This window comes from Pseudomonas sp. NFX1, assembly GCF_051123555.1.
Classification (GTDB): domain Bacteria; phylum Pseudomonadota; class Gammaproteobacteria; order Pseudomonadales; family Pseudomonadaceae; genus Aquipseudomonas; species Aquipseudomonas capeferrum.
Genome location: NZ_CP169366.1, coordinates 3,853,304 through 3,877,046 on the forward strand (window position 1 = coordinate 3,853,304; position 23,743 = coordinate 3,877,046).

Annotated in this window: 21 protein-coding genes and 1 tRNA gene; 9 read left to right on the plus strand and 13 right to left on the minus strand. The window is 64.8% G+C overall.

Features of this window, described 5'->3' with window-relative positions:
• Positions 1 to 127: 127 nt before the first annotated feature.
• Positions 128 to 832, plus strand: coding sequence for a FadR/GntR family transcriptional regulator (locus DJ563_RS17300; RefSeq protein ID WP_274100039.1), 705 nt, complete (start codon positions 128 to 130; stop codon positions 830 to 832).
• Positions 833 to 853: 21 nt separating this feature from the next.
• Here DJ563_RS17300 and DJ563_RS17305 read toward each other — a convergent pair whose 3' ends face one another.
• From DJ563_RS17305 to ycaC, 7 genes are all read right to left on the minus strand, one after another.
• Complete coding sequence (locus DJ563_RS17305) at positions 854 to 1,906, minus strand: DUF2955 domain-containing protein (RefSeq protein WP_434518077.1); 1,053 nt, start codon at positions 1,904 to 1,906, stop codon at positions 854 to 856.
• Positions 1,896 to 2,993 carry an HlyD family secretion protein gene (locus tag DJ563_RS17310; protein WP_274100041.1) on the minus strand — a complete coding sequence of 366 codons (1,098 nt, stop codon included), beginning with the start codon at positions 2,991 to 2,993 and terminating at the stop codon, positions 1,896 to 1,898. The genes DJ563_RS17305 and DJ563_RS17310 overlap by 11 nt, the downstream gene beginning before the upstream one ends.
• Positions 2,990 to 4,510, minus strand: a complete 1,521-nt coding sequence (locus DJ563_RS17315; protein ID WP_434518078.1) for an efflux transporter outer membrane subunit — start codon at positions 4,508 to 4,510, stop codon at positions 2,990 to 2,992. The genes DJ563_RS17310 and DJ563_RS17315 overlap by 4 nt, the downstream gene beginning before the upstream one ends.
• Positions 4,511 to 4,523: 13 nt before the next feature.
• Entirely contained in the window at positions 4,524 to 5,621 is a 1,098-nt protein-coding gene (locus DJ563_RS17320; protein WP_186662868.1) for an AI-2E family transporter, read from the minus strand.
• Positions 5,622 to 5,660: 39 nt separating this feature from the next.
• Positions 5,661 to 6,857 (minus strand): monovalent cation:proton antiporter-2 (CPA2) family protein, encoded by a 1,197-nt coding sequence (locus DJ563_RS17325; protein WP_434518079.1) that lies wholly within the window; start codon positions 6,855 to 6,857, stop codon positions 5,661 to 5,663.
• A 35-nt stretch (positions 6,858 to 6,892) separates the two neighbouring features.
• Positions 6,893 to 7,711 (minus strand): polyphosphate kinase 2, encoded by an 819-nt coding sequence (gene ppk2, locus DJ563_RS17330; RefSeq protein WP_033701341.1) that lies wholly within the window; start codon positions 7,709 to 7,711, stop codon positions 6,893 to 6,895.
• A gap of 111 nt (positions 7,712 to 7,822) precedes the next feature.
• Entirely contained in the window at positions 7,823 to 8,443 is a 621-nt protein-coding gene (gene ycaC, locus DJ563_RS17335; RefSeq protein WP_033701343.1) for an isochorismate family cysteine hydrolase YcaC, read from the minus strand.
• A gap of 453 nt (positions 8,444 to 8,896) precedes the next feature.
• Here ycaC and DJ563_RS17340 point away from each other — a divergent pair, with 453 nt between their 5' ends.
• The 4 genes from DJ563_RS17340 to DJ563_RS17355 all read left to right on the plus strand — a co-directional run bounded on the left by DJ563_RS17340 (position 8,897) and on the right by DJ563_RS17355 (position 13,753).
• Positions 8,897 to 9,286 (plus strand): YybH family protein, encoded by a 390-nt coding sequence (locus DJ563_RS17340; RefSeq protein ID WP_434518080.1) that lies wholly within the window; start codon positions 8,897 to 8,899, stop codon positions 9,284 to 9,286.
• Between the two features lie 92 nt (positions 9,287 to 9,378).
• On the plus strand, positions 9,379 to 10,878 hold the full coding sequence (locus DJ563_RS17345; RefSeq protein ID WP_434518081.1) for a purine-cytosine permease family protein: 1,500 nt from the start codon (positions 9,379 to 9,381) through the stop codon (positions 10,876 to 10,878).
• Between the two features lie 13 nt (positions 10,879 to 10,891).
• Positions 10,892 to 12,322 (plus strand): aldehyde dehydrogenase family protein, encoded by a 1,431-nt coding sequence (locus DJ563_RS17350; protein ID WP_434518082.1) that lies wholly within the window; start codon positions 10,892 to 10,894, stop codon positions 12,320 to 12,322.
• Between the two features lie 213 nt (positions 12,323 to 12,535).
• Positions 12,536 to 13,753, plus strand: coding sequence for a DUF3422 domain-containing protein (locus DJ563_RS17355; protein WP_434518083.1), 1,218 nt, complete (start codon positions 12,536 to 12,538; stop codon positions 13,751 to 13,753).
• Positions 13,754 to 13,782: 29 nt separating this feature from the next.
• Here DJ563_RS17355 and DJ563_RS17360 read toward each other — a convergent pair whose 3' ends face one another.
• The 3 genes from DJ563_RS17360 to DJ563_RS17370 are packed head-to-tail and all read right to left on the minus strand — an operon-like array spanning position 13,783 to position 17,975.
• Entirely contained in the window at positions 13,783 to 16,185 is a 2,403-nt protein-coding gene (locus tag DJ563_RS17360; protein WP_434518084.1) for a DUF3772 domain-containing protein, read from the minus strand.
• A gap of 56 nt (positions 16,186 to 16,241) precedes the next feature.
• Positions 16,242 to 17,300 carry a bifunctional DNA-binding transcriptional regulator/O6-methylguanine-DNA methyltransferase Ada gene (gene ada / locus DJ563_RS17365; RefSeq protein ID WP_274099970.1) on the minus strand — a complete coding sequence of 353 codons (1,059 nt, stop codon included), beginning with the start codon at positions 17,298 to 17,300 and terminating at the stop codon, positions 16,242 to 16,244.
• Positions 17,301 to 17,348: 48 nt separating this feature from the next.
• Positions 17,349 to 17,975 (minus strand): DNA-3-methyladenine glycosylase family protein, encoded by a 627-nt coding sequence (locus DJ563_RS17370; RefSeq protein WP_033701352.1) that lies wholly within the window; start codon positions 17,973 to 17,975, stop codon positions 17,349 to 17,351.
• Between the two features lie 172 nt (positions 17,976 to 18,147).
• Between DJ563_RS17370 and DJ563_RS17375 the strand changes: the two genes are divergently transcribed.
• A complete protein-coding gene (locus DJ563_RS17375; RefSeq protein ID WP_274099971.1) occupies positions 18,148 to 18,663 on the plus strand; it encodes a sigma-70 family RNA polymerase sigma factor in 516 nt (171 codons plus the stop codon).
• On the plus strand, positions 18,650 to 19,606 hold the full coding sequence (locus DJ563_RS17380; protein WP_434518085.1) for a FecR domain-containing protein: 957 nt from the start codon (positions 18,650 to 18,652) through the stop codon (positions 19,604 to 19,606). Before DJ563_RS17375 ends, DJ563_RS17380 begins: the two co-directional genes overlap by 14 nt.
• An 11-nt stretch (positions 19,607 to 19,617) precedes the next feature.
• On the opposite strand, the gene DJ563_RS17385 is transcribed toward DJ563_RS17380, so the two are convergent.
• The 3 genes from DJ563_RS17385 to DJ563_RS17395 form a co-directional block, all read right to left on the minus strand.
• The gene (locus DJ563_RS17385) at positions 19,618 to 20,775 is read right to left on the minus strand and encodes an MFS transporter (RefSeq protein ID WP_033701357.1); all 1,158 of its coding nucleotides are present in this window, start codon (positions 20,773 to 20,775) and stop codon (positions 19,618 to 19,620) included.
• 78 nt (positions 20,776 to 20,853) lie between these two features.
• Positions 20,854 to 20,997 (minus strand): hypothetical protein, encoded by a 144-nt coding sequence (locus DJ563_RS17390; protein ID WP_167334465.1) that lies wholly within the window; start codon positions 20,995 to 20,997, stop codon positions 20,854 to 20,856.
• 138 nt (positions 20,998 to 21,135) lie between these two features.
• Positions 21,136 to 22,350 (minus strand): MFS transporter, encoded by a 1,215-nt coding sequence (locus DJ563_RS17395; RefSeq protein ID WP_033701358.1) that lies wholly within the window; start codon positions 22,348 to 22,350, stop codon positions 21,136 to 21,138.
• 183 nt (positions 22,351 to 22,533) lie between these two features.
• On the opposite strand from DJ563_RS17395, the gene DJ563_RS17400 reads away from it, so the two are divergent.
• Both DJ563_RS17400 and DJ563_RS17405 read left to right on the plus strand, forming a co-directional pair.
• Positions 22,534 to 23,466, plus strand: coding sequence for a FecR family protein (locus DJ563_RS17400; protein ID WP_434518086.1), 933 nt, complete (start codon positions 22,534 to 22,536; stop codon positions 23,464 to 23,466).
• 95 nt (positions 23,467 to 23,561) lie between these two features.
• Positions 23,562 to 23,638, plus strand: a tRNA-Met gene (locus DJ563_RS17405).
• The last annotated feature ends 105 nt before the right edge of the window (positions 23,639 to 23,743 follow it).

Here is a 23,743-nt window from a genome sequence, read left to right on the forward strand (position 1 = left end):
GATAATATCTCTACCTTGATCCTGATTTGATTTCACCGACAAGGTCTCGCCTTGCCCGGCGCAAAGCGATACACCTAAACTCGCCGTGTGCAGAGCCATGACGCTGGAGAGCTGTTTGAATACCTTGATGACCCAAACCACCGAATGGATTCGCAACAAGATCGACAAGGAAGGGCTGAAGCCTGGCGACAAGCTGCCCACACTGAATCAGCTGGCCAGTGAGTTGGGGGTAAGCCGTACAGTGGTGCGTGATGCGGTCATCGCACTGGCGGCCGATGGCGTGCTGGAGTCACGCCACGGTGTTGGCGTATTTGTGCTAGGCCCGCAGGCGCCCGCCGCCGAGGTGGCCCTGCTGGATGCAATGCTCGCCCCGCTCGCGAGCATCAAGGCAACCTTCATGGACCTGCTCGAATTACGCATGGCACTGGAAGTACACGCCTGCGGGCTTGCCGCGGCCCGTCGTAGCTGGGCGCAGGAGAACACAATCTGGGACGCCGCCGCTGCATTCGAGCAGGCCGCAGATGACGATGCCCGGCTGGACTTATGTGATGCGGCGTTTCATCAGGCCATCGCCGAAGCCACTAACAACGCTGCCTTCATCGAAGCATTCAAGGTGCTGTGCGTGAAGATCACCCCGCGCCCGGCGTTTTCCCGCGAGGTTGACCCGATGCTGATCACCCCGCAGTACGTAGAGCAATCAGTGACCGAACATCGCGCGATTTGTGAAGCCATCAGCGCGGGTGATGCCGAACGTGCACAGCAGGCCATGCGCGCGCACCTGGCGCGTGGGCACCGCCGCTATCGCAATCTGGCCGTCGCCTCTGCGCAGTGATCGCTGCCCCTGCACGCCGTTTCAGAGCCTGGTGCTGGCGTCCGCAGGTGCGCCCGCCATACCGGTGCGCGGCCGCGCCCTGCGCCTGTCGATCCAGATCAGCAAGACGCTGGCATACACCGAGACAGCCAAGAACAGCGCCATGCGCACGGCAAAGGCCCGGTACACGTCCTGCCCTGCCGCGCTGTCCTGCACAGACTGCCCCAGCAGAATCAGCATCGTACTCAGGCAACTGACCCAGTAGGCAGGGCCGTGCCGCGTCGCCACCGCCCGGTAGAGCCGCCGGGCCTGCCAGAGGGTGAACAGCAACACCCACAGAAAGAACATCCACAGGTGCACGAACAGGCTCAAGGCACCCCACAGCAGGATCGCCAGCAGCCCGGCCAGCAGGGTCGAACCAATCAGCTCTCGGCTGGCATTGCGGGCATGGGTTTCGCCGGCCTGCTGGCCCAGGCTCACCGACTTCATGATCAGCGGCATGAATGCATCCGGGGCAATCAGCGCCAGCAAGAACGCCGGCATGACGATCAGCGTGGCACGCAGTGCAACCCAACTGGCACGCGCGCTGGCGAGCGGTGGCGGGGACGGTTGCGCGGGGGCATCGGCAGGTTCGGGAAACAGCACATGCGCCAGCGCCGTGCCCAGCGCCGCCAACAGCATGCCTTTGGCTAACGCCTCGACCACCGACAGCGCCAAGGTGAAATCATGGGTGCCGGCTGCGGCGATCATGGTCAGGCCGATCACCAGCAGGTTGGCCACCAAGCCATTGCCGCCCTTGAGCGCGTAACGCAGCACCAGAAACACCCCAACGCCGACCAACAGCACCCCACTCACCGGGGCATGGCGCAGCAGCGGAATCAGCAACAAGCCACTGCCACAACTGAGCAGCACCAGCACCGCCAACGCCGGTGCCGCGCGCAACGGCAGCGGCTGGCTGCGGGTGGCCAACAGCAGCACCGCAAACACCGGGGCCAGGATCGGCACGGGCAGGCCGATGCCGAAGCTGACCGCCAGGCACAGCGCCACGCCCCAGGCCAGGCGTAGCGCCCGCAGGCGCCGCCACTCAATAGGCATACGACAGCCAGCTCATCAGCCACATGAACACGCGGCCCAGCACGTTCAGCGGGTTGCCCTCGCTGGGCAGCGCCATGACTTCGGCCTGGCCGCCGACCCGCAACCCGGTCTTGTCCTCCAGCTGGTCACGGTCCAGCTCGACGATCACCGGAAAACGCTGCGCCGAGCGCAGCCACTCGCGGCTGTTCTGCACGCTCGGCAGGGTACCCGGCGGGCTGCCCTGCCCCACGCTGACGCCATACCCAATGCTGCGTATGCGCCCCTTCAGCACGACCCCGGGCAGCGCATCGAGCACAACCAGCACCGCTGTGCCGGGCCGCAGGCGGCCGAGGTTGTTTTCGGTCATGTCGGCGCTGATCCACACGTCATGGATCGCGATCAGGGTCATCATCGGGCTGCCGGCCGCCACATAATGGCCAACGTCTGTGCGCAGGTCAGTGATCAAACCGTTGGCATCGGCGCGCACCACGGTCCGGGCCAGATCCAGACGGGCCTTTTCCACATTCGCCGCAGCGCTGCGCAACTGGGCGTTGTCTGCCTGTGAACCGCCCTGCTGTTCACGTGCCCGCTCGACTTCGGCACGGGCCGCCGCCACCTGGCTGATGGCTTGGTCGCGCGTGGCCTGGGCCCCTTCCAGGCGGCGCACCGACACCGTGCCTGGGTCTTCCTCGATCAGCCGCTTGAGCCGCTCGGCATCCTGGCGCGCCTTGCGCTCGTTGGCCTGGGCCGCCAGCAACGCCGCCTTGGCCGAATCGATGCCGGCGGTGTTGGCGCCGATCTGCCTGCGCACGGTATCCAGGTCGGCCTCGGCGCGAGCCAGCGCAATGCGGTATTGCGCCGGGTCCAGCTCGAACAGCACCGCGCCTTGGCGTACCTCCTGGTTGTTGCCCACGGCCACGCGCTTCACTGGGCCGGCCACCTCGGCGCTCACGGGCACCACGTAGGCTTGCAGGCGAGCCTGCTGGGTGTAAGGCGTGAAACGGTCTGCCAACAGGTACCAGAGCAGGCTTATGGCAATCAGCAGCAATACCCAGCGCATGCCACGATCAGGCGCTTGCGGGGGCGGTGTTTGCGGGGCGTCGCTCATTTCGGTTCACCGGGTTGCTGTGCGGTAGGGGGTGGCGCGTCCAGCAGGTCTCCCCAATCGGTGCGTTGCTGCATCTGTCGACGCGTGGCCGGGTCGACCGCTGCACGGCCTGGCTGCCAACCGCCGCCCAGGGCCTTGTACAAGGTCACCACGCTGCTGACGGCATTGCCGCGGCTGACCAAGTAACCGTCTTGTTGCTGCAGCAGCAGTTGCTGGGCATCGAGCACCCGCTGGAAGTCGGCAAAGCCTTCGCGGTATTGCGAGGTGGCCAGGCTCAGCGAGCGCTGCGCGGCTTGCGAGGCCTGGTCGCGAATACCCGCGCTCTGCAACGAGCGCACCAGGCCGCTGGCTGCATCGTCGGCCTCGCGGGCGGCTTCGCGCACGCCCTGCTGATACAGCTCGATCAGTTGCTGCAAGCGGGCATCCTCCACGCGCACGGCGTTCTTGCGCCGGCCATAGTCGAACGGGTTCCAGATCAGGCCAGGGCCGGCGGCGAGGTCGAAACTGTCGGGCAGGTGGCTGGCCGTCACGAAGCTCCAGCCGATGCTGCCCAGCAGGCTCAGCTGTGGATAAAGGTCCGCTTCGGCCACGCCCACCAGCGCCGACTGCGCCGCGACGGCCTGCTCGGCGGCACGGATGTCCGGGCGTCGCAGCAACAAGCGGGCGGGAACGTCTTGCAACAGTGCCCGGTCTGGCAGCGGCAACTGCCCGTAGCGCGGTTGCAACTCCGGCAGTGGCCCCGGTGGCCGCCCAAGCAGCGAGCACAGCACATTGCGCAGGGCATTGAGCTGGTTTTCGAACTCGGGGATGGTCGCCTGCGTCGCCAGGTACTGGGTGCGTGCCTGCTGCCAGTCGAGCTCATCATGCTCGCCATGGCGGAACAACCGCTCGGTAATCTCCAGGCTGCGCGCCTGGCGCTTGGCGTTTTCCTCGGCAATGGCCAGGCGCGCCTCGGCGGTACGCAAGGCAAAATAGGTGTCGGCCACCTGTGCACGCAACAACAGCATGGCATCGGCGTAGTTGGCCTCGGAGGCAAAATAAAGGGCGTCGGCCGCCTCGATGGCACGGCTGAAGCGCCCCCAGAAGTCGATCTCCCAACCAATGTCGAAGCCCACGCTGGACTGCCAGAACACCGAATCACGGGCGCTGGCGGTGCCGGACTGGTCCTGCTTGAGGTAGAGGCTTTGCGCGCGCCACTGCTGCAGTTGTGGATAACGCCCGGTCTGCACGATGGCCAGTTGCGCACGTGCCTCGGCGACGCGCAGCCCGGCCACGCGCAGGTTGGTGTTGTGCGCATCGGCTTGGGCGATCAGCGCATCCAGTGTCGGGTCGGCGAACACCGCCCACCACTGGCGAAAATCCGGCGCCGCGGCGCTACGGCTGGCCTGCTCCAGCAGCGGGGTGCTCCAGGTGTCCAGCCAGGGCGATTGCGCCGGCGGGTAGTCCGGACCGACCTGCGTACAGCCTGCCAGCAAAGCCACCAGGCCCAGTGCGCGGCGCCAGCGAGGTGCGGGCATGCCAGGCCCCGGCTCAAGCCGACGGTTCGGCAGGGTCTTCCGGCACCTGCAACGCCACCCACTGCCAGAACAGCACATAGGTCACGCCCAGAATCACCGGGCCGATGAACAGGCCAATGATGCCTTTGACCACCATGCCGCCCAGCGCACCGATCAGCACCACCGGCATCGGCACATCCACGCCGCGCCCCAGCAACAGCGGCTTGAGCACGTTGTCGGCGAGGCCGGCGACGAAGGTGTAGATGGCAAACACGATGGTCGCGACGGTGAAGCCTTCGGCATGGAATACATAGGCGATGACCGGTAGCGTGATCAGCGTGGCCGGCGCCTGGGCGATGCCCAGCATAAGGATGGCGATTGCCAGGATCCCCGCGCCCGGCACGCCCTTGACCACAAAACCCACGCCTATCAGCAGCATCTGGATGAAGGCAATGCCGATCACACCCTGGGCGACGGCGCGAATGGTGGCGGTGCACAGCCTTGCAATGGGCTTGCCGCGCGACTCACCGGAAACCCGAATGGCAATGCGCTGCGCCGCCACTTCGCCGCGCTCGCCGAAGGCCATGATCACCCCCGAGATGATGATCGCCGCGATGAACATCAAGAATGCCCCCCCGGCACTGGCAGCGGCGCCCAACAACACACGCCCGGCATCCTTGAGCTGCGGCATCACGCTGTTGAGCACGCCGCTCAGGCTCTCGGAAGCCGCCAGCCACAAGGCATACACGCGCGGCCCGATCAGCGGCCAGGTGGCCACCGACTCCGAAGGCGTCGGCACGCTCCAGGCACCGCTTTTGAGCAGTGTCACCAAGCCGTCCACAGACTCGCTGATCGACACCACCACCAGGTAGATCGGCACCAGCAACACCACCAGCACCAAAAGCACCACCAGCGTTGCCGCATAGCCGTCCTTGAGCCCCGTGCCGCGTTTGATGCGCTGGTGCAGCGGGTACAGGGTCACCGCCAGGATCACCGCCCACAGCATCAATTCCAGAAAGGGCTGAAACACCTGGAAGGCGAAGATCACCAGGGCAGCCACCAGGCCTGCCTTGATCAATACATCGAGCAGGCCCCGCGACAGGGCACTGTCCAGCTTGAAACTCGGCTGCATGCTTCACCTCCGCACATTCATTTCGCCAACGGGTGCAGTTCAGTGGTCGGTTTGACGCTCAGGCGGGGACGCCTCAGCGTCGCTCAACTGCCGTGTCAGGCCCATCATCACCAGCGGTACCACAGCCATCGACAGGGTGATGGCCAGCACCAGCAGGTCGTGAACCTGCTGCTCCAATACCTGGTGCTCACGCGCCAGTTTGAACACCACGAAAGCAAACTCGCCGCCCGACGCCAGGACCACGCCCAGGCACAGCGCCTGGGCCCGGTTCAACCCGCCGGCCGTGCGGCCCAGGGCAACCAACAGTGGCAGCTTGATGCCCACCAGCAGCAGCGTGAGCCCAAGCACGGCCAAGGGCATGCCGAACAACAGGCGCAAGTCTGCACTCATGCCCACGCCGACAAAGAACAGCCCGAGCAGCAACCCTTTGAGCGGCTCGATCTGGGTTTCCAGTTCGTGGCGAAACGGCGACTCGGCCATCAATACGCCGGCCAGGAATGCGCCAAGGGCCATCGATATGCCTACATGCTCCATCACCCAGGCGGTACCCAACACCACCAGCAACGCAGTAGCCGTGGACAGCTCCGGCAACCCGGAGCCGACTGTCCATTTGAAAATCGGGGTCATCAAGTAGCGGCCGCCGATAATGATCACGCCGATGCCGAGCGCCACGGCCAGCAGCGGCCAGTTGCCTTCATCTGCATGGCTGACATCACCGCCAAGCAAGGGCACTACGGCAATCAGGGGGATGGCGGCGATGTCCTGGAACAGCAGAATCGCCACGGCCAGTCGGCCGTGGGGCTTGCCCAGGTCCTTGCGCTCGGCGAGCACCTGCAAGCCGAACGCCGTTGATGACAGCGCAAGCCCCAGCCCCAGCACGATGGCCGCCGGCTTCGACTGGCCAAATACCCCATAGGCGAGCAGGCCAAGTGCGGCGGCGGTCAGCCCGACCTGCAACGAGCCGATGCCGAACAGGGCGCGGCGCATGGTCCACAGGCGGCGGGGCGAGAGCTCAAGGCCAATCACGAACAGCAGCATCACCACGCCCATCTCCGACAAGCGGGCGACGTTGTCCGGGTTGCCCAGCAAGCCGAGCACCGAGGGGCCGATCAGGATGCCGGCCAGCAGATAGCCAGGCACTGCCCCCAGTTTCAAACGTTGCGCCAGTGGCACCAGAAGCACCACGGCCAGCAGGAACACCACCGTCGCCTGCAGCAGGCTGCCGTCATGTGGCATAGGATTTCATCCTTTAGGCTCCCCGCAAGAGGGGGTCAGAAGCGCTCTTCGACCACCTTGAACGGATAGGCCACCGCCTTGTACTTGCCGACCTTGCCGCGCTTGGGCAACTTCACGACCTGGTCGCGGGTGATGTCCTTGTACGGAATGCGAGTGAGCAGGTGGCTGATGATGTTCAGCCGCGCCCGCCGCTTGTCGTTGGAATGGGCCATGAACCAGGGTGCCCAGGAGGAATCCGAGGCGGCGAACATCGCGTCGCGCGCTTTGGTGTAATCATCCCAGCGGCTATACGACTTCAGGTCCATGGGTGACAGTTTCCACAGCTTGCGCCCATCGCTGATGCGGTCCTGCAGGCGGCGGGTCTGCTCTTCGGCGCTCACTTCCAGCCAGTACTTGATCAGGATGATCCCCGACTCGACCATCATCTTCTCGAACAGCGGCACCACCATGAGGAACTTGTCGGCTTGTTCATCGCTGCAAAAGCCCATCACCCGCTCGACGCCGGCGCGGTTGTACCAACTGCGGTCGAAGATCACCACTTCGCCCGCAGCGGGCAGATGGCCCAGGTAGCGTTGCACGTACATCTGCGACTTTTCCCGCTCGGTCGGTGCCGGCAGCGCCACCACACGGAATACTCGCGGGCTGACACGCTCGGTGAGGGCCTTGATGGTCCCACCCTTGCCCGCGCCGTCCCGGCCTTCAAAGACGATGCACACCTTCAGGCCCTTGGCCACGACCCATTCCTGCAGCTTCACCAACTCGACGTGAAGCTGCTTGAGCGCCTTCTCGTAGGCCTTGCCGCCCAACTTTTCCGGCTGTGCCTGTGGGGTCTTCTTCCTGGCTGACTTCGACATGGGTCGCTCCCGGCGGCGAATGAAGGTTCAGTATGGTCGATCCACGGGGGTTTGCCGCTTCGCTTGCTACCACAGCACCGCCCCCTTTGGAGAGGGCGGACAATGGCCGGGTTATTTGGCCAGCTTGTTGTAACTGGTCATCAGGTTGCGGTAGTCGGGAATGTGGTTGGCGAACAACGTCCCCAGCCCTTCAACGTCGTTGCGCCAGTCGCGGTGCAGCTCGCAGGCGACACCGAACCAGGTCATCAGTTGCGCCCCGGCGGCCTCCATGCGGCGCCATGCCGAATCGCGGGTCAACTCGTTGAAGGTGCCAGAGGCGTCGGTGACGACGAAGACCTCGAAGCCCTCCTCAAGGGCCGACAGTGCCGGGAACGCCACGCACACTTCGGTCACCACGCCAGCGATCAGCAGTTGCTTCTTGCCCGTGGCCTTGACGGCCTTGACGAAGTCTTCGTTGTCCCAGGCGTTGATGTTGCCGGGGCGGGCAATGTAGGGGGCGTCGGGGAACTGCTCTTTGAGCTCGGGGACCAGCGGGCCATTGGGGCCGGTTTCGAAGCTGGTGGTGAGGATGGTCGGCAGCTTGAAGTACTTGGCCAGGTCCGACAGGGCCAGAACATTGTTCTTGAAACGGTCCGGGTCGATGTCCCGTACCAGCGAAAGCAGGCCGGTCTGGTGATCGACCAGCAGGACTGCGACGTTGTTCTTGTCCAGACGCGTGTATTGGAAGGCCATGGTGGAGCTCCTTGCATCAGCGGATTGGGAGTATCAGCGTAGGCAAGGATGAGCGACTGCGGTAACCGTCAGTCGGGTCCGTTCTTGAGATCGAGCGCCGCCCACGCGGCGCATCGCGAGCGAAGCTCGCTCCTACATTTGTTCCGGGCCAGTCACGCCTGCGCCATCGCGCGCTAGCCCTTGTTTGTACGCCTCGATATTCAGGTGAGCGCCAAGGGGCCGCGCGCGGTGGCATCAGGAATAACTGGCCCGAAACAAATGTAGGAGCGAGCTTCGCTCGCGATGCGCCGCGTGGGCGGCGCTCGATCTCATAGGCGCCAAAACAGCCAAGGCGAGCCCCCACCGCTCACTTCACAATTTCCTGAACTGATTATTTGCCCCCAGCGATTTTTCCCCTCGCCCACCGCCACCAGAATCGCTCACCACAATCACAAAAACCGTGAGGCCACTCCCGTGGACCAGACACTCCAGGTACGGCAGGCCGCCGCCGACCTCGTCGATGCCTTTGCCAGCAACGACACCGCTCGCTACTTCGCCTGCTTCAGCGAAGACGCCACCTTCCTCTTCCACACCGTGGCCCAACCGCTGTTATCGCGCCGCGCCTATGAAGACCTCTGGGCCCAGTGGCAGGCCGAAGGCTTCGCCGTGCTGGCGTGTGAATCGGGCAATGTCCAGGTCAGCCTGCAAGGCGACGTGGCAATCTTCATGCACGATGTGGCCACGCATATCCGTATCGCCGGTGAAGAACACCAGTTGGCCGAACGCGAGACCATCGTGTTCCGCCGCCACGGCGAACGCTGGCTGGCCTGCCATGAGCACCTGTCGGTCGTCACCACCGCCTGAACCTTCTTTTGCGGCCTTGCCGCTCTGCCATCGCACCCACAATAAGGCCCGCGCACCGCGCCGGCCGACAACAACCGCGCTGGAGCATCACCATGAGCCAATCGACCGGTATCGAGACCAACGGTGTCGAACAGATCCCCGACGATCAACGCCACGCCGCCCCGCTAGACCTGTTCCGCCTGATCTTCGGCGGTGCCAATACCTTTGCCACTGCCGTGCTGGGCAGTTTCCCGGTGCTGTTCGGGCTGTCGTTCCAGGCCGGGGTCTGGGCAATTTTGCTCGGGGTCGGCATCGGCGCCATCATCCTCGCCCCCATGGGCCTGTTCGGTGCGCTCAACGGCACCAACAACGCGGTGTCTTCGGGCGCGCACTTCGGCGTGCACGGGCGTATCGTCGGCTCGTTCCTGTCGTTGCTCACCGCCGTGGCGTTCTTCTCGCTGTCGGTGTGGAGCTCGGGCGATGCCCTGGTCGGCGGTGCCAAGCGCTTGGCCGGCTTGCCGGAAACCGACCTGACCTTGGGCCTGGCCTATGGCCTGTTCGCGGTGCTGGTGCTGGTGGTGTGTATCTTCGGCTTCCGCTTCATGCTGTGGGTCAACAAGATTGCCGTGTGGGCGTCGAGCCTGCTGTTTCTGCTAGGCATCGTCGCCTTCGCCGGGCCGTTCGATGCGGGCTACGCCGGCAGCGTCAACCTCGGCCAGGCGGGTTTCTGGGCCGCCTTCGTCGGCGCGGCGATCCTGGCCATGAGCAACCCGGTCTCGTTCGGTGCCTTCCTCGGCGACTGGTCGCGTTACATCCCGCGGGCAACCCCCAAGCCGCGCATCATGCTGGCCGTGATCGCCGCCCAGGCCGCGACGCTGATCCCCTTCCTGTTCGGCCTGTGCACCGCCACCCTGGTCGCCAGCCAGGCGCCGGATTACATCGCCGCCAACAACTACGTCGGCGGCCTGCTGGCGGTCTCGCCTAGCTGGTTCTTCCTGCCGGTGTGCCTGATCGCGGTAATTGGCGGCATGTCCACCGGCACCACCGCGCTGTATGGCACCGGCCTGGACATGTCCAGCGTGTTCCCGCGCCTGCTCAGCCGTGCCGGCGCCACCTTGCTGATCGGCGTGCTGGCGATCGGTTTCATCTTCATTGGCCGCTTCACCTTCAACCTGGTGCAGAGCGTGTCGACCTTCGCCGTGCTGATCATCACCTGCACCAGCCCCTGGATGGTGATCATGATCCTCGGCCTGATCACCCGCCGCGGCTTCTACCATGCCGATGACTTGCAGGTGTTCACCCGTGGCCAGCGCGGCGGCCATTACTGGTTCACGCACGGCTGGAACTGGCGCGGCATGGGGGCGTGGATCCCCAGCGCGGCGGTCGGCCTGTGCTTCGTCAACTTGCCGGGGCAGTTCGTCGGCCCGCTGGGCGACCTGGCCGGCGGCATCGACCTGAGCCTGCCGGTAACCTTGGGGCTGGCCGGGGTGCTTTACCTCGTGCTGCTCAACCTGTTCCCTGAACCTGCTGGCGTGTATGGGCCTGATGGCCCGCGCTGGGTGCGCTGCAAAAGCACCCCGCATACGCCGCTAATCACTGCCGAAATAGCCTGACTGGAGTCTGCCCATGACCACTTCTCACTACATCGCCGGCCGCTGGGTCGAAGGCCAAGGCAGCGACTGCATCAGCGTCAATGACCCTGCCATGGGCCTGCCCTTTGCCGAATTGATGGCCGCCAGCGTCGCCCAGGTCGACCAAGCCGTGGCTGCCGCCCGCGAAGCTCTGCCCGCCTGGAAGCAGACCAGCGCCAGCCAGCGTGCTGCGTACCTGCGCGGCTTTGCCGAGCAGCTCGGGCAACGCCGCGAAGCGTTGGTCACCCTGCAGATGCGCAACAACGGCAAGCCGCGCCACGAGGCCGAAATCGACCTGGACGACGCGATTGCCACGTTCAATTACTACGCCGACCTGGCTGAGCAGTTGCCGCAGAAAAACTGCGACGTACCCCTGGCCGCGCCTGGCTTTACTGCCCGCACCCGCCTGGAGCCGGTTGGCGTGGTCGGCCTGATCGTACCGTGGAACTTCCCGCTGGTGACCAGCGCCTGGAAGCTTGCCCCGGCCTTGGCCGCAGGCTGCACCGTGGTGCTCAAGCCCTCGGAAGTTACCCCGCTGATGGAGCAGACCTACGGCCAGATCGCCGATACCCTCGGCCTGCCCGCAGGTGTGCTGAACATCGTCAACGGCAAGGCCGAAACCGGCGCCGCGCTGAGTGGCCACAATGGCCTGGACAAGTTGTCGTTCACTGGCAGCAACAGCGTCGGTAGCCAGGTGATGCGCAGCGCTTCGGCGCAGTGCCGGCCGGTGACCCTGGAGCTGGGCGGCAAGTCGGCGATCGTGGTGTTCGATGATTGCGATGTCGAGCAGGCGGTGGAATGGATTGTCGCCGGCATCAGCTGGAACGCCGGGCAAATGTGCTCCGCCACCTCGCGCTTACTGGTGCAGGACGGCATTGCCGATGCACTGCTGCCGCGTTTGCAGGCTGCACTGGAGAACCTGCGGGTGGGCAACCCGTTGAGCGAAGAAGTGGACATGGGGCCGCTGACCAGCCAGGCGCAGTGGCTGAAGGTTGCCAGCTACTTTGCCACTGCTCGCGAAGAGGGCCTGCAGTGCCTGGCCGGTGGCAAAGCGCTGGACCGTGACGGCTGGTTTGTCAGCCCGACGCTGTATGTGGACGTGCCGGCAGACAGCCGCCTGTGGACCGAAGAAATTTTTGGCCCAGTGCTTTGCGCACGCCGCTTCGCCACCGAAGCGCAGGCAATTGCCGAAGCCAACGACAGCCGCTTCGGCCTGGTCGCCACCGTTTGTTCAGCGGACCTGGAACGCGCAGAGCGGGTGGCCGATGCCCTGGAAGTTGGCCATGTGTGGATCAACTCGGTGCAGGCGGTGTTCGTCGAAACGTCGTGGGGCGGCACCAAGGGCAGCGGCATTGGGCGAGAGCTCGGGCCTTGGGGGTTGTCGGGGTATCTGTCGGTGAAGCATGTGACGCGCTGCCTGGGCTGATATCGCTGGGGCCGCATTGCGGCCCTTTCGTCGGCAAAGCCAACCCCTACAGGGATAGCGCCAGCACTCGAATGGCGCGCCAACCTGTGCGAGCTGGCTTGCCGGCGAAGAGGCCAGCACAACCAATAGAAATCTCCCCCGCGTGACTTTCCCCTCCCCCCGCCAAGTCCCACTCCCTGGTACCCCACAATCACAACACCAGGCCGGACCACCATGCACCCTCAACGCACCGCCTTGCACAACGAGCTGCACGCCCGCCCGTCGCTGTATTTCGATGGCCCTGCGCATGTCTTCCACCTCGCCCTGCTGGGCGGCGATGCCGCCTGTACCGCGCTTTTGCAGCGCTGCTGCCCGCAGGCTGCAGATGCCGGCGCTGCGCAAGGCATCACCCAGCTCGATGGCCACCCGTTCAAGTGGGAGCGCCATACCGAGTTCTTCACCCTGACCCTGGTAGTGCCCTGCTCGGCCGCCGACACCCAATGGCAACCGCTGCCTGCGGTGCTGGCCGATGCCATCGCGCCCCAGGCGGCGCAATTGATCAACGCGGTGCAAGTGCTGGTGCGCGACGAGCAGGACCTGAACCTGCCCGATTACGGCTTCAAGGACCCGTGCGGCTCCTGCGTCGGCGGTGGCGATGCGGTGGTGTGGAGCGACTTTCGCCTGACCGCCGACGGCACCAACCGCTTCCTGTTCATCAACCGCCGCCTCAATGCCTACCGCCAGGGCCGCATGATCCGGCGCCTGCTGGAGATCGAGACCTACCGCATGATGGCCTCGCTGACCCTGACCACGGCCAAGGCCCTGAGCCAGGAACTGGACGCCTTCGACAAGACCCTGGTGAGCCTTTCCGAACGCAGTGCCGGGGGCGATGGCCGCGACTCCAAAGGCCTGCTCGACGCCATCGCCCACCTGTCGCGGCAGGTGGTCAGCCGCACCGTGAAAACCCGCCATCGGTTCGGCGCCACGCAAGCTTATGCGCAGCTGGTGTTCGAGCGCCTGGGCGAATTGCGCGAGAGCCATGTGGGCGATTGCCAACGCCTTGGGGTGTTCATCGAGCGCCGTTTCAAACCAACGGTGCGCTACTGCGCGGCGACCGAGCAACGGCTGGAACAGCTGGCGAAGAACGTCGCCAACCTGGGTGACCTGCTGCAGGCGCGGGTACAGGTGGAGATGGAAGAACAGAATGCGGGGATTCTGCACAGCCTCAATGCCCGGGCCGATGCCCAGGTGAAGATCCAGCGGGCGGTGGAGGGGCTGTCGATCATCGCCATCACCTATTACCTGCTGAACCTGTTCAAGCTGCTGTATGGCGGGTTGAATGTGCTGGGGTTGGAGCTGACGGCGAAGGATGCGCTGATGGCGATGGCGCCGCCGGTGTTGCTGGTGCTGCTGGTGATATTGCTGCGGATCAGGCAGGCCAAGCAGCATTGAAGCGGGGGGCGCTGGGCGCCCCCCAAAACTCACGCCGGCTCGTCAGCCGGGCGCGAACCTTCCTGCAGCAACACCATGCTCTGCGGCGAAGACAAGGGGATCCCCTCATCACGCAACCGCCCAAGAATGGTGAACAGCAGGTCACTGCGGGTGCCGGACACCTGCCGCGGCCCGGCCACGTAACCACTGACCGCAATCACCATGCCACTGCTCGTCAGGTCCTTGAACGACACCGAACTCGCGGGTGCATCCAGTATCGCTTCGTGCTCGTGATACGCCGCCAGCAGCAGGTCGCGCACGCGGTTGGCATCGGTTTCCAGTGGCAAGGTCAGGGTCACGCTGACCACCCCAAGGGCATTGCCCATGGTCACGTTGCGCACGTTCTGTGAAATAAACTGCGAGTTGGGCACGATCACTGTCGAACGGTCAGACATCTGAATCTCGGTGGCGCGCACGTTGATGCGGCGGATGTCACCCTCGACACCGGCCAGGCTGACCCAGTCGCCCACCTTCACCGGGCGCTCGGTAAGCAGGATCAGACCCGAGATGAAGTTCTGCACGATCTGCTGCAGACCAAAACCGATACCTACCGACAACGCACTCACCACCCAGGTCAGGCTGGTCAGGTTGATACGCAGGGTCGACATCACCAGCATGGCCAGGAACAGGAAGCCGAGGTACCCCACCAGGGTCACCAGCGAGGCACGCATGCCGGCGTCCATGTCGGTTTCCGGCAGCAGGCGCTCGCTCAACCAGCGCTTGAGCACACGGATGCCGAACATGCCGCCGAAGAACATCGCCACGGCCAGCAGGATGTCCTGCGGCACGATGTTCAAGTTGCCGAGCATCTTGCCACCGGTGCCATCCCAATCCCCCAGGCTGAGCAGCAACTCACCAGGGCTGGTGCCCGAAGGCGTGAAGGCCAGCAGCACCGCCAGGAACAGCAGCACGGTGCGGCCGATGCCAGCCAGAATGGTGCTGGCCTGGGCTTGATGGCGCGGTGCCAGGCCCAAGGTCGATGCCAGGGCCAGGCCGCCCGGCTGGCGGGGCGACAGCAGGGTTTCGCACAGGTCACCGAGGAAGGTGGTCAGCAGGTAGGCACAGGTCGCCACCACGCTGATCCACAGCAACTTGGCCGTGAGGAAGTACGCCAGGGTCAGGAAACCGGCCAACAGGGCCAGCACGATCAGCCCCACCCACACCACGAGGACGAAGGGGATCAGCCCCGCCAGGCCAGTCGGGCGTTCCAGCTCATGCTTGCGCAAGGTTCGGCGGTAGCGCAGCAAGGCCACCGAGAAAATCACCGCCACCACCAGTGCAGTCAGGCCGTTGGTCGCCACGGTCAGCGCCAGGCTGGTGCCGATTACGCTGTTGATGCGCTCCTGGGTCAGCAGCACCATCAGCGCCAGGGCCAGCAATTTAGGGAACCAGCCCAGGGCGCTGGCCACCTCATCGTGGATCGGCGGCAAGCGCCAGGACGGGCGCTGCAGCATCAACATCGCGCGGCCCAGGCCCGAAATGAAGGCGCTGAACACCACCAGGGTAAGGATGTGGTTAGCCAGGCTGGCGATATCTGTGCCCAGCTCGGCGCTGCTTTCCAGGCCCCAGCGCAGCAGCGACACAGAGCCGGCGATGGTGCCCAGCGTCGCCAGGCTGACGCTCAGGGCCAAGGCGCTGCGGCGCAGGCGGCCTTCTGGTAGCCAGCGCACCATCGCGTTCGCCAGCAGGCGTTCGAGCAGCCGGCGAACCAGCGTCCACACCAGGATGGCCGCCACCAGGCTGCTGAGGAAGAACCAGCGATGTTCGGCACTGAACGCGCTGGCCACGGCATCGGCCGCCTCGCCACGCAGGTCGCGCAGGCGCGCCACGTCTTCATCGGTGGGGCGAATCAGCGACTGCCAGAACGCCGGGGTCAGCGGGCTGGTGGCGCGGCTGGTGACCTGCGAGTTGAACTGGCTGCGGCGCAGGTTGACGATCTGCGTGGACAGGTCCCGGGCCGACTGGGTCAGCTTGGTAGCCTGCTCCTGCTCGGCCAGGACGGTCTTTTTCTGGGCTTCGAGGTCCTTGCGCTGAAGGGTGATGCTGGCGGGTTCGTCCGGCTGCTGCGGGCCCAGCACCTTGAGCTTGTCGTCCAGGCCTTGCACGTCGGCGGTACGCAGCGCACCAAGGGCATCGGCCTGCCGCTGAACCTGTATGGCAGCCTGGCGCAGTTGCGAGAGCACATCGTCATTGGCGCTGCTGGTCACGCCTTGGCGGATCAGGTCGAGACGATCACTCAACTGCTCAAGGCTCGCGTTCTCATCGAGCACCGGCAGTTCGGCAGCCGCCAGGCTGGAGACTGCCGGGGCCGGGGCGGACCAGGCCGGGGTGGCCAACGCCACCATCAGGGCCAATGCGCCTAGGCAATAACGGGCAAGGCTGACACGCCTCATCGAACAATCCTCTATGCATTTCGATTTGGCGGGGGATTCTACGCGGCTTCACGCGATCAGGAGAGTGCCGTTTCTCGCTTGAGCAGTTGCTGCTTGCGCTCCACACCCCAGCGATAGCCGCTGATGTCGCCGTCGCGGCGTACCACCCGATGGCAAGGAATGGCCACGGCAATGCGGTTGGCCGCGCAGGCCATGGCCACGGCACGGACCGCCTTGGGTGCGCCGATACGCTCGGCGATGTCGGTGTAGCTGACCCGACAGCCGGCAGGTACCTCACGCAAGGCCTGCCAGACCCGCTCCTGAAATGCCGTGCCCTGGACATCCAACGGCAGCGCCAGACCCAGCGTGGGGGCTTCCACAAAGCCCACCACCTCGGCGACCACCCGCTCGTATTCGCTATCACCGCCGATCAGCCGGGCGTTGGGGAACTGGTCCTGAAAGGCCTGCAACAGTGGCTCGGGGTCATCGCCCAGCAGAATCGCGCAGATACCCTTCTCGCTCTGGGCCACCAGAATCGCCCCCAGCGAACACTGGCCCAGCGCAAAGCGAATGGTTGCCCCTGCCCCGCCGGCACGGTAGGCCTTGGGGCGCATGCCCAGGCGCTGCCCGGCACTTTCGTAGAACCGGCTGTTGGAGTTGTAGCCGGCGTCGTAGATGGCATCGGTCACCGAGCGCTGATCCTGTTCCAGGTGCTCACGCAGGCGTCGGGCGCGAAATGCCGAGGCGTAGGCCTTGGGGGTGAGGCCGGTTTCGGCCTTGAACAGACGGTGCAGGTGAAAGGGGCTGACTGCCAGTTGCGCGCTGAGTTGATCCAGGTTTGGCCCACTGGCAGCGCCCTCGATCAGCCGGCAGGCACGCGTCACCAGTTCGCTGCGCCGGGTTGCGCTGGCACCGCTGTCACCCGCGCAACGCTTGCAGGCGCGGTAGCCGGCGGTTTCGGCGGCGGCGGTATCGTCGTAGAACGCGATGTTTTCGCGCTTGGCCATGCGCGACTTGCACCCTGGGCGGCAGTAGATACCCGTGGTGCGTACGGCATAGACGAAGTGGCCGGCGGCGGCGCTGTCACGGGCCTGCACGGCTTGCCAGCGCTGCTCGGGGGTGGTGTAGGGTTTCATCGCGGGTTACCTCTTGTCTGTCTCGCCTGTACCACCAATGCAAAAACATCAGGCCCGCCACAGGTACCAGGCTGCCACGGTCCGGTACGGGCACCAGCCACCGCCCAGCGAGCGCATCTGCGCCGGCGTCGGTGCTTTCTCCAGCCCCTTCAGTCGACGATATCCCTCGCGTACCGCGAAGTCGTCGACCGGCAGAATGTCCGAGCGCTCAAGGCTGTAGATCAGCAACATCTCCACCGTCCAGCGCCCGACCCCACGCAGGGCCACAAGGCGTTCGATCAACGCTTCGTCAGCCATGGCCAGCGCCTCCTGGCGGCTGGGTACCAAACCCTCGAGCCGAGCCTGGGCAATGCCCTGCACGGTGGCCGTCTTGCTCGCCGAGAAGCCGCATGCGCGCATCGCCTCAGGCGTTACAGCCAGCAATTGTTCCGGGGCGGGAAAACTGCCCTCGGGGAACAGCGCCAATAGTCTGCCCAGAATCGACTCGGCGGCGCGGGCATGCAACTGCTGGTAGGCAATTGCCCGTACCAGTGCCTCATAAGGCTCGCGCCCCGGCGTCGCCTGGTGCAGGCACGGCCCGATCGCGGCAATGTGCCGTGCCCAGTCCGGGTCCGATGCGGCCAGGTGCCGGCTGGCCTCGCGGTAAGCTTCGGGCGAAAGGTCAGCCAGAATCATTGCGCCTCCAACAGGTCGATGACAGGCCCAGCTTAGCCCAACCGTTCATCGGTGAAACGCCGGATCTTGCGCGGCTAATTCCTGGCATACCATTGATCCGCGCCGCGCTCCGCGCATAGAATTGAGAACTATTCACAATCACGCACGCTCACCGGATCAGGCCTTCGCTACGATGCAGACCACCGACACGCTCAAGCCGACCGAGGTTGCTCTGCTCTATCAGTCCCACCACGCCTGGCTCAGCGGCTGGCTGCGCAGCCGGGTCGGCTGCCACGAGCATGCCGCCGACTTGGCCCAGGATACCTTCGTGCGGCTGTTGCGCGCCCGCCAGGCTTCGCCGCTCAAGGAGCCCCGCGCCTACCTGAGCGCCATCGCCCGCGGCCTGATGATCGACCAGTTCCGCCGCCGCGCCCTGGAGCGGGCCTACCACGAAAGCCTGGCCCTGCTGCCCGAAGCCGAGGTGCCCAGCGAAGAACACCGGCTGGTCATTCTCGATACCCTGGAGCGCCTCGACCGCGCCCTGCACACGCTGAAGCCGCGTACACGTCAGGCCTTTCTGCTGGCCCAGATCGACGGGCTGAGCATCACGCAGATCGCCCTGCAGCTGGATGTGGCCCGCGTGACGATCGAGCGCGACCTGGCCAAGGCCCTGGGTGTCTGCTACCGGTTGCGTTATGTCGACCTCTGACAGCGCGCCCGCACAGGCTCAGGTCGACCAGGCCATCGACTGGCTGGTGAAGCTGCGCTTCGACAGCCCCAGCCCACGTACCGAGCGGCAATTCCAGCAATGGCTGGCCAGCCATCCGCACAACCCCAAGGCCTGGCAGCGCGTCAGCAACCTCAGCGACGAATTGGCCGGGCTGCCCAAGGCCCTGAGCCGCAGCACCCTCGACGCCAGCCAACGCCAGCGCAGCCGCCGCCGTGACCACCTCAAACTACTGGCGCTACTGGCCGCCAGCGGCAGCCTGGGCTGGGCCGCGCGCGAACCGTTGGGCCTGCCGCAGCTACTGGTAGACAGCAGCACCGCCACGGGCGAACGCCGGCAATTGCACGGCAGCGATGGCAGCCGCATCCAGCTCAACACCGACAGCGCCATCGACCTGCGCTACAGCGCCGAACAACGTCAGCTTGAGCTGATACGGGGCGAGGTGAGCCTGGACAGCAACGCCAACGACAACCGCCCTTTCCGCATCGATACCCGCGTTGGCACCCTGGGCACCCGCGACGGGCAACTGCTGCTACGCGAAAACGACAAGGGCTTGCTGCTGGCAGTACGCGGTGGCGAGGTGACGTTGTTCCCCGCCTCTGCCCACGCACGGTTGGTGCATGCCGGCGAAACGCTGCAAGTGCAGGCCAACGGCAACTTGCAGGCCGTCAGCCTGCACAGCGACCCTTGGGGCTGGACCGACGGCGTGCTCAGCGTGCAGCAGATGCCGCTGGGGGAATTTACCGCCGAACTCTCGCGCTACCGCCCGGGCCTGCTGCGCTGTGCTGACGACGTGGCAAACCTCAAGGTCTCCGGCACTTACCAACTGGCCGACACCGAGCAGATTCTGAAACTGCTAGCCCGCAGCCTGCCGGTGCGGGTCAACTACCGCACGCGTTACTGGGTGAGCATCGGCGCCGCCTGAAAAACCTGTGATCAGTCCGCCACTGCGCGCAACCGCCCTGCCCGCCGGTACGACTGCCGGGCAAAGCAGACAAACAGCCCCGCCATCAGCGCCAGCGCCATCGGCAACCCGTGCGGCGCCACATCCATCGCCGCGCCGCTGACCAGCGGCCCGACCAGGCTACCCACTCCCCACAGCAGGCCGACACTGGCATTGGCTGTGACCAGGTCCTGCCCTTTGAAGCGCTGCCCGATCAGCACCAGCGCCAAGGTGTAGATGCCCCCCGCCACAGCGCCCAGCACCACCAGCAGTGGCCACAGCAACCAGGTCATCTGCAGCAACCACGGCAGGCCGATGCCGATCAGCATCGCCACCAGGCCGCACACCAGGTGCAGGCCGGTGCGCTCGACCCGGTCGGCCAACCAGCCCAATGGCAGCTGGAACAGCATGTCGCCGGCAAACACCACCGTCACCATCAGCGCCGCCACGCCTACGGCAAAGCCATGGCTGGTGGCATACACCGGCAGCAGCGACAGCACCACGGCATCGAAGAAGGAGAAGAACAGCACCGCCACGCACAAGGCTGGCGCCACGCGGAAGAAGCCGGCAAGGCCAAAGCTCTTTTCGCCTTCTTCATGTTCCACATAGTCGTTGGGCACCGTCAGCACGATGCACAGCAGAGCCAGGCCATAGCAGGCGGTGACCACGCCGGTGATCCATGGGCTGTTGGCCCCCAGCACAGCCAGCATCGCCGGGCCGAGTACCTGGAAACCGGTAAAGCTGGTGGCGTACAGGGCCATGATCTTGCCGCGATTGTGCTCGGGGCACAGCTCGTTGACCCAGGACTCGCCCAGAATGATGGCAACCCCCATGCCGATGCCCAGGCCCAGACGCAGCAGCGCCAGCAGCCAGATCGAGTCGAAGGCCGACTCCAGCAAGGCGATGCTGACGGTGCACAGGCTGAAGCACAGCAGGTAGATGGTACGACGGGTCAACAGCCGGCAGCAGGCGTCGACCATGAACGCCGAGAGCATCATCCCCGCTGCGGGGATGGCCGAGATAATGCCGATTTCCAGGGTGCCTGCGCCGGCCTCATGCAGGCGCAACGACACCAACGGCAGGCTGGCCCCCAGGCTGAAGCCCACCACCGACACGGCGAACAACAGGCCCGCCAGCAAACGCATGTTCATTTACCACTCCTTGCAAACCGAAAAGACGAGCAAACACGAGCGCGCACGCCAGGGCGGCGGACGACGCAAAAGCGCAGATCAGTTCAGGGCAAGGTGTGGCGAGAAGGTGAAGGCAAACAGCACGCTGCGCCGACGCTTGAGCACCGTGTCACTCGGCCACGCACGACGCAGTGCCTGCAGTGCAGGCTGGCGAGCATTTGGCAGGGACGGGTTACGGCGCATTGCTTTGACTACGCAGGTTGGAGAAAAGAGGCGGCACTCTAGGCCAAGCCAGGTGGAATCGTCAATCCAAGGGCCGCTCGCAATCCCTGTAGGAGCAGCCTTGCGTCGCGATGGGCTGCGCAGCAGCCCCCAAACGCCTCAGCGCTTACGAGTACTAGGCAAAAACACCGCCAACAACCCGAACAACGGCAGGAACGAGCACACCCCATACACATACTCGATACCGCGCAGGTCCGCGACATAGCCAAGCAGTGCAGCGCCAATCCCACCGAAGCCGAACATCAAACCGAAGAAGATCCCGGCAATCATGCCCACGCTGCCCGGCACCAGTTCCTGTGCATACACCACAATGGCGGAAAACGCCGATGCCAGGATGAAGCCGATCACCACGCTCAGCACCGTGGTCCAGAACAGGTCGGCATACGGCAGCGCGAGGGTGAAGGGGGTAACCCCCAGAATGGAGAACCAGATCACCGCCTTGCGCCCGATACGGTCACCGATCGGCCCGCCAAAGAACGTACCCGCAGCCACCGCGCCCAGGAACAGGAACAGGTGCAGTTGCGAGCTGGCCACCGAAACGTCGAACTTCTCGATCAGGTAGAAAGTGAAGTAGCTGGTGAAGCTGGCCATGTAGAAGTACTTCGAGAACACCAGCAGGCCCAGCACGATCAGCGCCGCGATCACCCGCTTGCGCGAGATGCCATGGGTAGCCTGCACGGCCTTGCGCGCCTTGGCCTGGTTCAGGTGCTCCTTGTACCAGCCCCGCAGCATCAGGGTCACGGCGAAGAAGAACAACCCCGCCAGGCCGAACCAGGCGACGTGCGTCTGCCCGAACGGGATGACGATGGCCGCCGCCAACAGCGGCCCAAGCGCCGAGCCGGTGTTACCGCCCACCTGGAAGGTCGACTGGGCCAGGCCAAAGCGCCCACCCGAGGCCAGACGTGCAATGCGCGAGGTCTCTGGATGGAAGGTGGACGAGCCGATGCCGACCAGCGCCGAGGCCAGCAGGATCATCGGGAAACTGCCGACAAAGGCCAGCATGACGATGCCCACCAGTGTGCACAAGGTGCCCAGCGGCAGCAGGTTCGGCGCAGGCCGACGGTCGGTAAAGAAGCCCACCCAAGGCTGCAGCAACGAGGCAGTGATCTGGAAGGTCAGGGTGATCATGCCGATCTGGGCGAAGCTCAGGTCGTAGTTGGCTTTGAGCATCGGATAGATGGCTGGCAGCACCGACTGGATCAGGTCATTGATCAGGTGCGCCAGGGCGCAGAAACCGATGATGCGCATCACCAACGGGTTGGCAGGGTTCGCCGCTGCGCTGGTGGAAGCCGTGGAGGTGCTACTGGTGGCCATGTGCCTGAATCTCCGTCCTCAGATTTAGGATCCGATTATCAGGAAACAAATAGATACATAGCTACCTTTTTTATCCCTCCGTCGCGACGTACTTGTAAATGGTTCTCAATATATTTAGCATCCTCGACTCATTCCCCTGTCATCGTTGGGCGAAACGGCCCCTATCGTGAGCAGACCGATCCCATGAGCCCGATCCCCGCCAAACAATTCCAGCCCGACCCCCAGCAGGAAGCTCTGGAGTGGTTCTCCCGTTTGCGTCAGCCCGGGTGTAACGAAGGCGAACGCCAGGTGTTCGCCGCCTGGTGCCAGGAGCCGCAAAACGCCCAAGCTTACGCTGAGCTGGAAACCTTCTGGCAACAGCTGCAACCCGCACCGGCTCGCCCGCGACCCCGGCAGATAACGGCGCGCCGCAGCCACCTGGGCAAATGGCTGGCGCTGGTGTTTCTACTGGTGCTGGGCGCATTGGCCTACCTGTACTGGCCGCTGATGCAACGCCTGGGCAGCGAAATGCACACCGACGTTGGCGAACGCCGCAGCCTGCGCCTGGCCGATGGCTCGACCGTGCACCTGGACAGCGCCAGCGCGATGAACGTCGACCTGCGCGGGCGTACCCGCCAGTTGCACCTGGTACAAGGCCAGGTGTACCTCGAAGTACTGCTCGATGGCCGCGCCATGGAGGTGGACGTGGGCGAGGCGCGCATCCAGGTATTCGGTACCCGCCTGCAAATTGCCCGCTTTGCCGACCACAACGAACTGGTGGTGCTCAGTGGCAAGGCGATGGTGGTCCAGGGTGGCGAACAGCGCCTGGTCTCTGCCGGCGAACGGGTGACATTCGATGCCACACGGATCGACCCTGTACAAAAAGCCGACATGAAGACCGCCGACAGTTGGCGCAACGGCCGCCTGCGCGCCACCGACATGCCGCTAGGGCAGGTGCTGGAACGCCTGGCGGGTTACCAGGGGCAACGCCTGTGGATACTCGACGAGCAGGCCGCCCATCGGCGCGTGAGCGGCGACTTCAGCCTCGACCGCCCTGCCGAAAGCCTTGCCGCACTGGCCAGCACCCAGCAATTGCAGCTGCAGGGCGTGCTCGGCCACTGGCTGATCGTGCGCTGAGGCCGGCCCTGGCGGCTAAGTTTTTGAAAGCGTGCAAATTTTTTTTGAAATGAGTGTTGACAGAGGGGCATCACAAGGGAATAATGCGCGCCATTGGCTACATAGCTCAGTTGGTTAGAGCATAGCATTCATAATGCTGGGGTCCGGGGTTCAAGTCCCTGTGTAGCCACCAAACATGATAAAGGGCTTACCGAAAGGTAGGCCCTTTTTCTTTGCCTGCGAAAAAGCACAGCCTGAGCTGTTTGGGCGCGGCCTATATGGCCAGCACCCCTACTTG

What these genes read in the sequence shown, in the direction of transcription:
- DJ563_RS17300 (WP_274100039.1), top strand. Translation starts at nt 128, where the DNA reads ATGACCCAAACCACCGAATGGATTCGCAACAAGATCGACAAGGAAGGG.
- DJ563_RS17305 (WP_434518077.1), bottom strand. Translation starts at nt 1,906, where the DNA reads ATGCCTATTGAGTGGCGGCGCCTGCGGGCGCTACGCCTGGCCTGGGGC.
- DJ563_RS17310 (WP_274100041.1), bottom strand. Translation starts at nt 2,993, where the DNA reads ATGAGCGACGCCCCGCAAACACCGCCCCCGCAAGCGCCTGATCGTGGC.
- DJ563_RS17315 (WP_434518078.1), bottom strand. Translation starts at nt 4,510, where the DNA reads ATGCCCGCACCTCGCTGGCGCCGCGCACTGGGCCTGGTGGCTTTGCTG.
- DJ563_RS17320 (WP_186662868.1), bottom strand. Translation starts at nt 5,621, where the DNA reads ATGCAGCCGAGTTTCAAGCTGGACAGTGCCCTGTCGCGGGGCCTGCTC.
- DJ563_RS17325 (WP_434518079.1), bottom strand. Translation starts at nt 6,857, where the DNA reads ATGCCACATGACGGCAGCCTGCTGCAGGCGACGGTGGTGTTCCTGCTG.
- ppk2 (WP_033701341.1), bottom strand. Translation starts at nt 7,711, where the DNA reads ATGTCGAAGTCAGCCAGGAAGAAGACCCCACAGGCACAGCCGGAAAAG.
- ycaC (WP_033701343.1), bottom strand. Translation starts at nt 8,443, where the DNA reads ATGGCCTTCCAATACACGCGTCTGGACAAGAACAACGTCGCAGTCCTG.
- DJ563_RS17345 (WP_434518081.1), top strand. Translation starts at nt 9,379, where the DNA reads ATGAGCCAATCGACCGGTATCGAGACCAACGGTGTCGAACAGATCCCC.
- DJ563_RS17350 (WP_434518082.1), top strand. Translation starts at nt 10,892, where the DNA reads ATGACCACTTCTCACTACATCGCCGGCCGCTGGGTCGAAGGCCAAGGC.
- DJ563_RS17355 (WP_434518083.1), top strand. Translation starts at nt 12,536, where the DNA reads ATGCACCCTCAACGCACCGCCTTGCACAACGAGCTGCACGCCCGCCCG.
- DJ563_RS17360 (WP_434518084.1), bottom strand. Translation starts at nt 16,185, where the DNA reads ATGAGGCGTGTCAGCCTTGCCCGTTATTGCCTAGGCGCATTGGCCCTG.
- ada (WP_274099970.1), bottom strand. Translation starts at nt 17,300, where the DNA reads ATGAAACCCTACACCACCCCCGAGCAGCGCTGGCAAGCCGTGCAGGCC.
- DJ563_RS17370 (WP_033701352.1), bottom strand. Translation starts at nt 17,975, where the DNA reads ATGATTCTGGCTGACCTTTCGCCCGAAGCTTACCGCGAGGCCAGCCGG.
- DJ563_RS17375 (WP_274099971.1), top strand. Translation starts at nt 18,148, where the DNA reads ATGCAGACCACCGACACGCTCAAGCCGACCGAGGTTGCTCTGCTCTAT.
- DJ563_RS17380 (WP_434518085.1), top strand. Translation starts at nt 18,650, where the DNA reads ATGTCGACCTCTGACAGCGCGCCCGCACAGGCTCAGGTCGACCAGGCC.
- DJ563_RS17385 (WP_033701357.1), bottom strand. Translation starts at nt 20,775, where the DNA reads ATGAACATGCGTTTGCTGGCGGGCCTGTTGTTCGCCGTGTCGGTGGTG.
- DJ563_RS17390 (WP_167334465.1), bottom strand. Translation starts at nt 20,997, where the DNA reads ATGCGCCGTAACCCGTCCCTGCCAAATGCTCGCCAGCCTGCACTGCAG.
- DJ563_RS17395 (WP_033701358.1), bottom strand. Translation starts at nt 22,350, where the DNA reads ATGGCCACCAGTAGCACCTCCACGGCTTCCACCAGCGCAGCGGCGAAC.
- DJ563_RS17400 (WP_434518086.1), top strand. Translation starts at nt 22,534, where the DNA reads ATGAGCCCGATCCCCGCCAAACAATTCCAGCCCGACCCCCAGCAGGAA.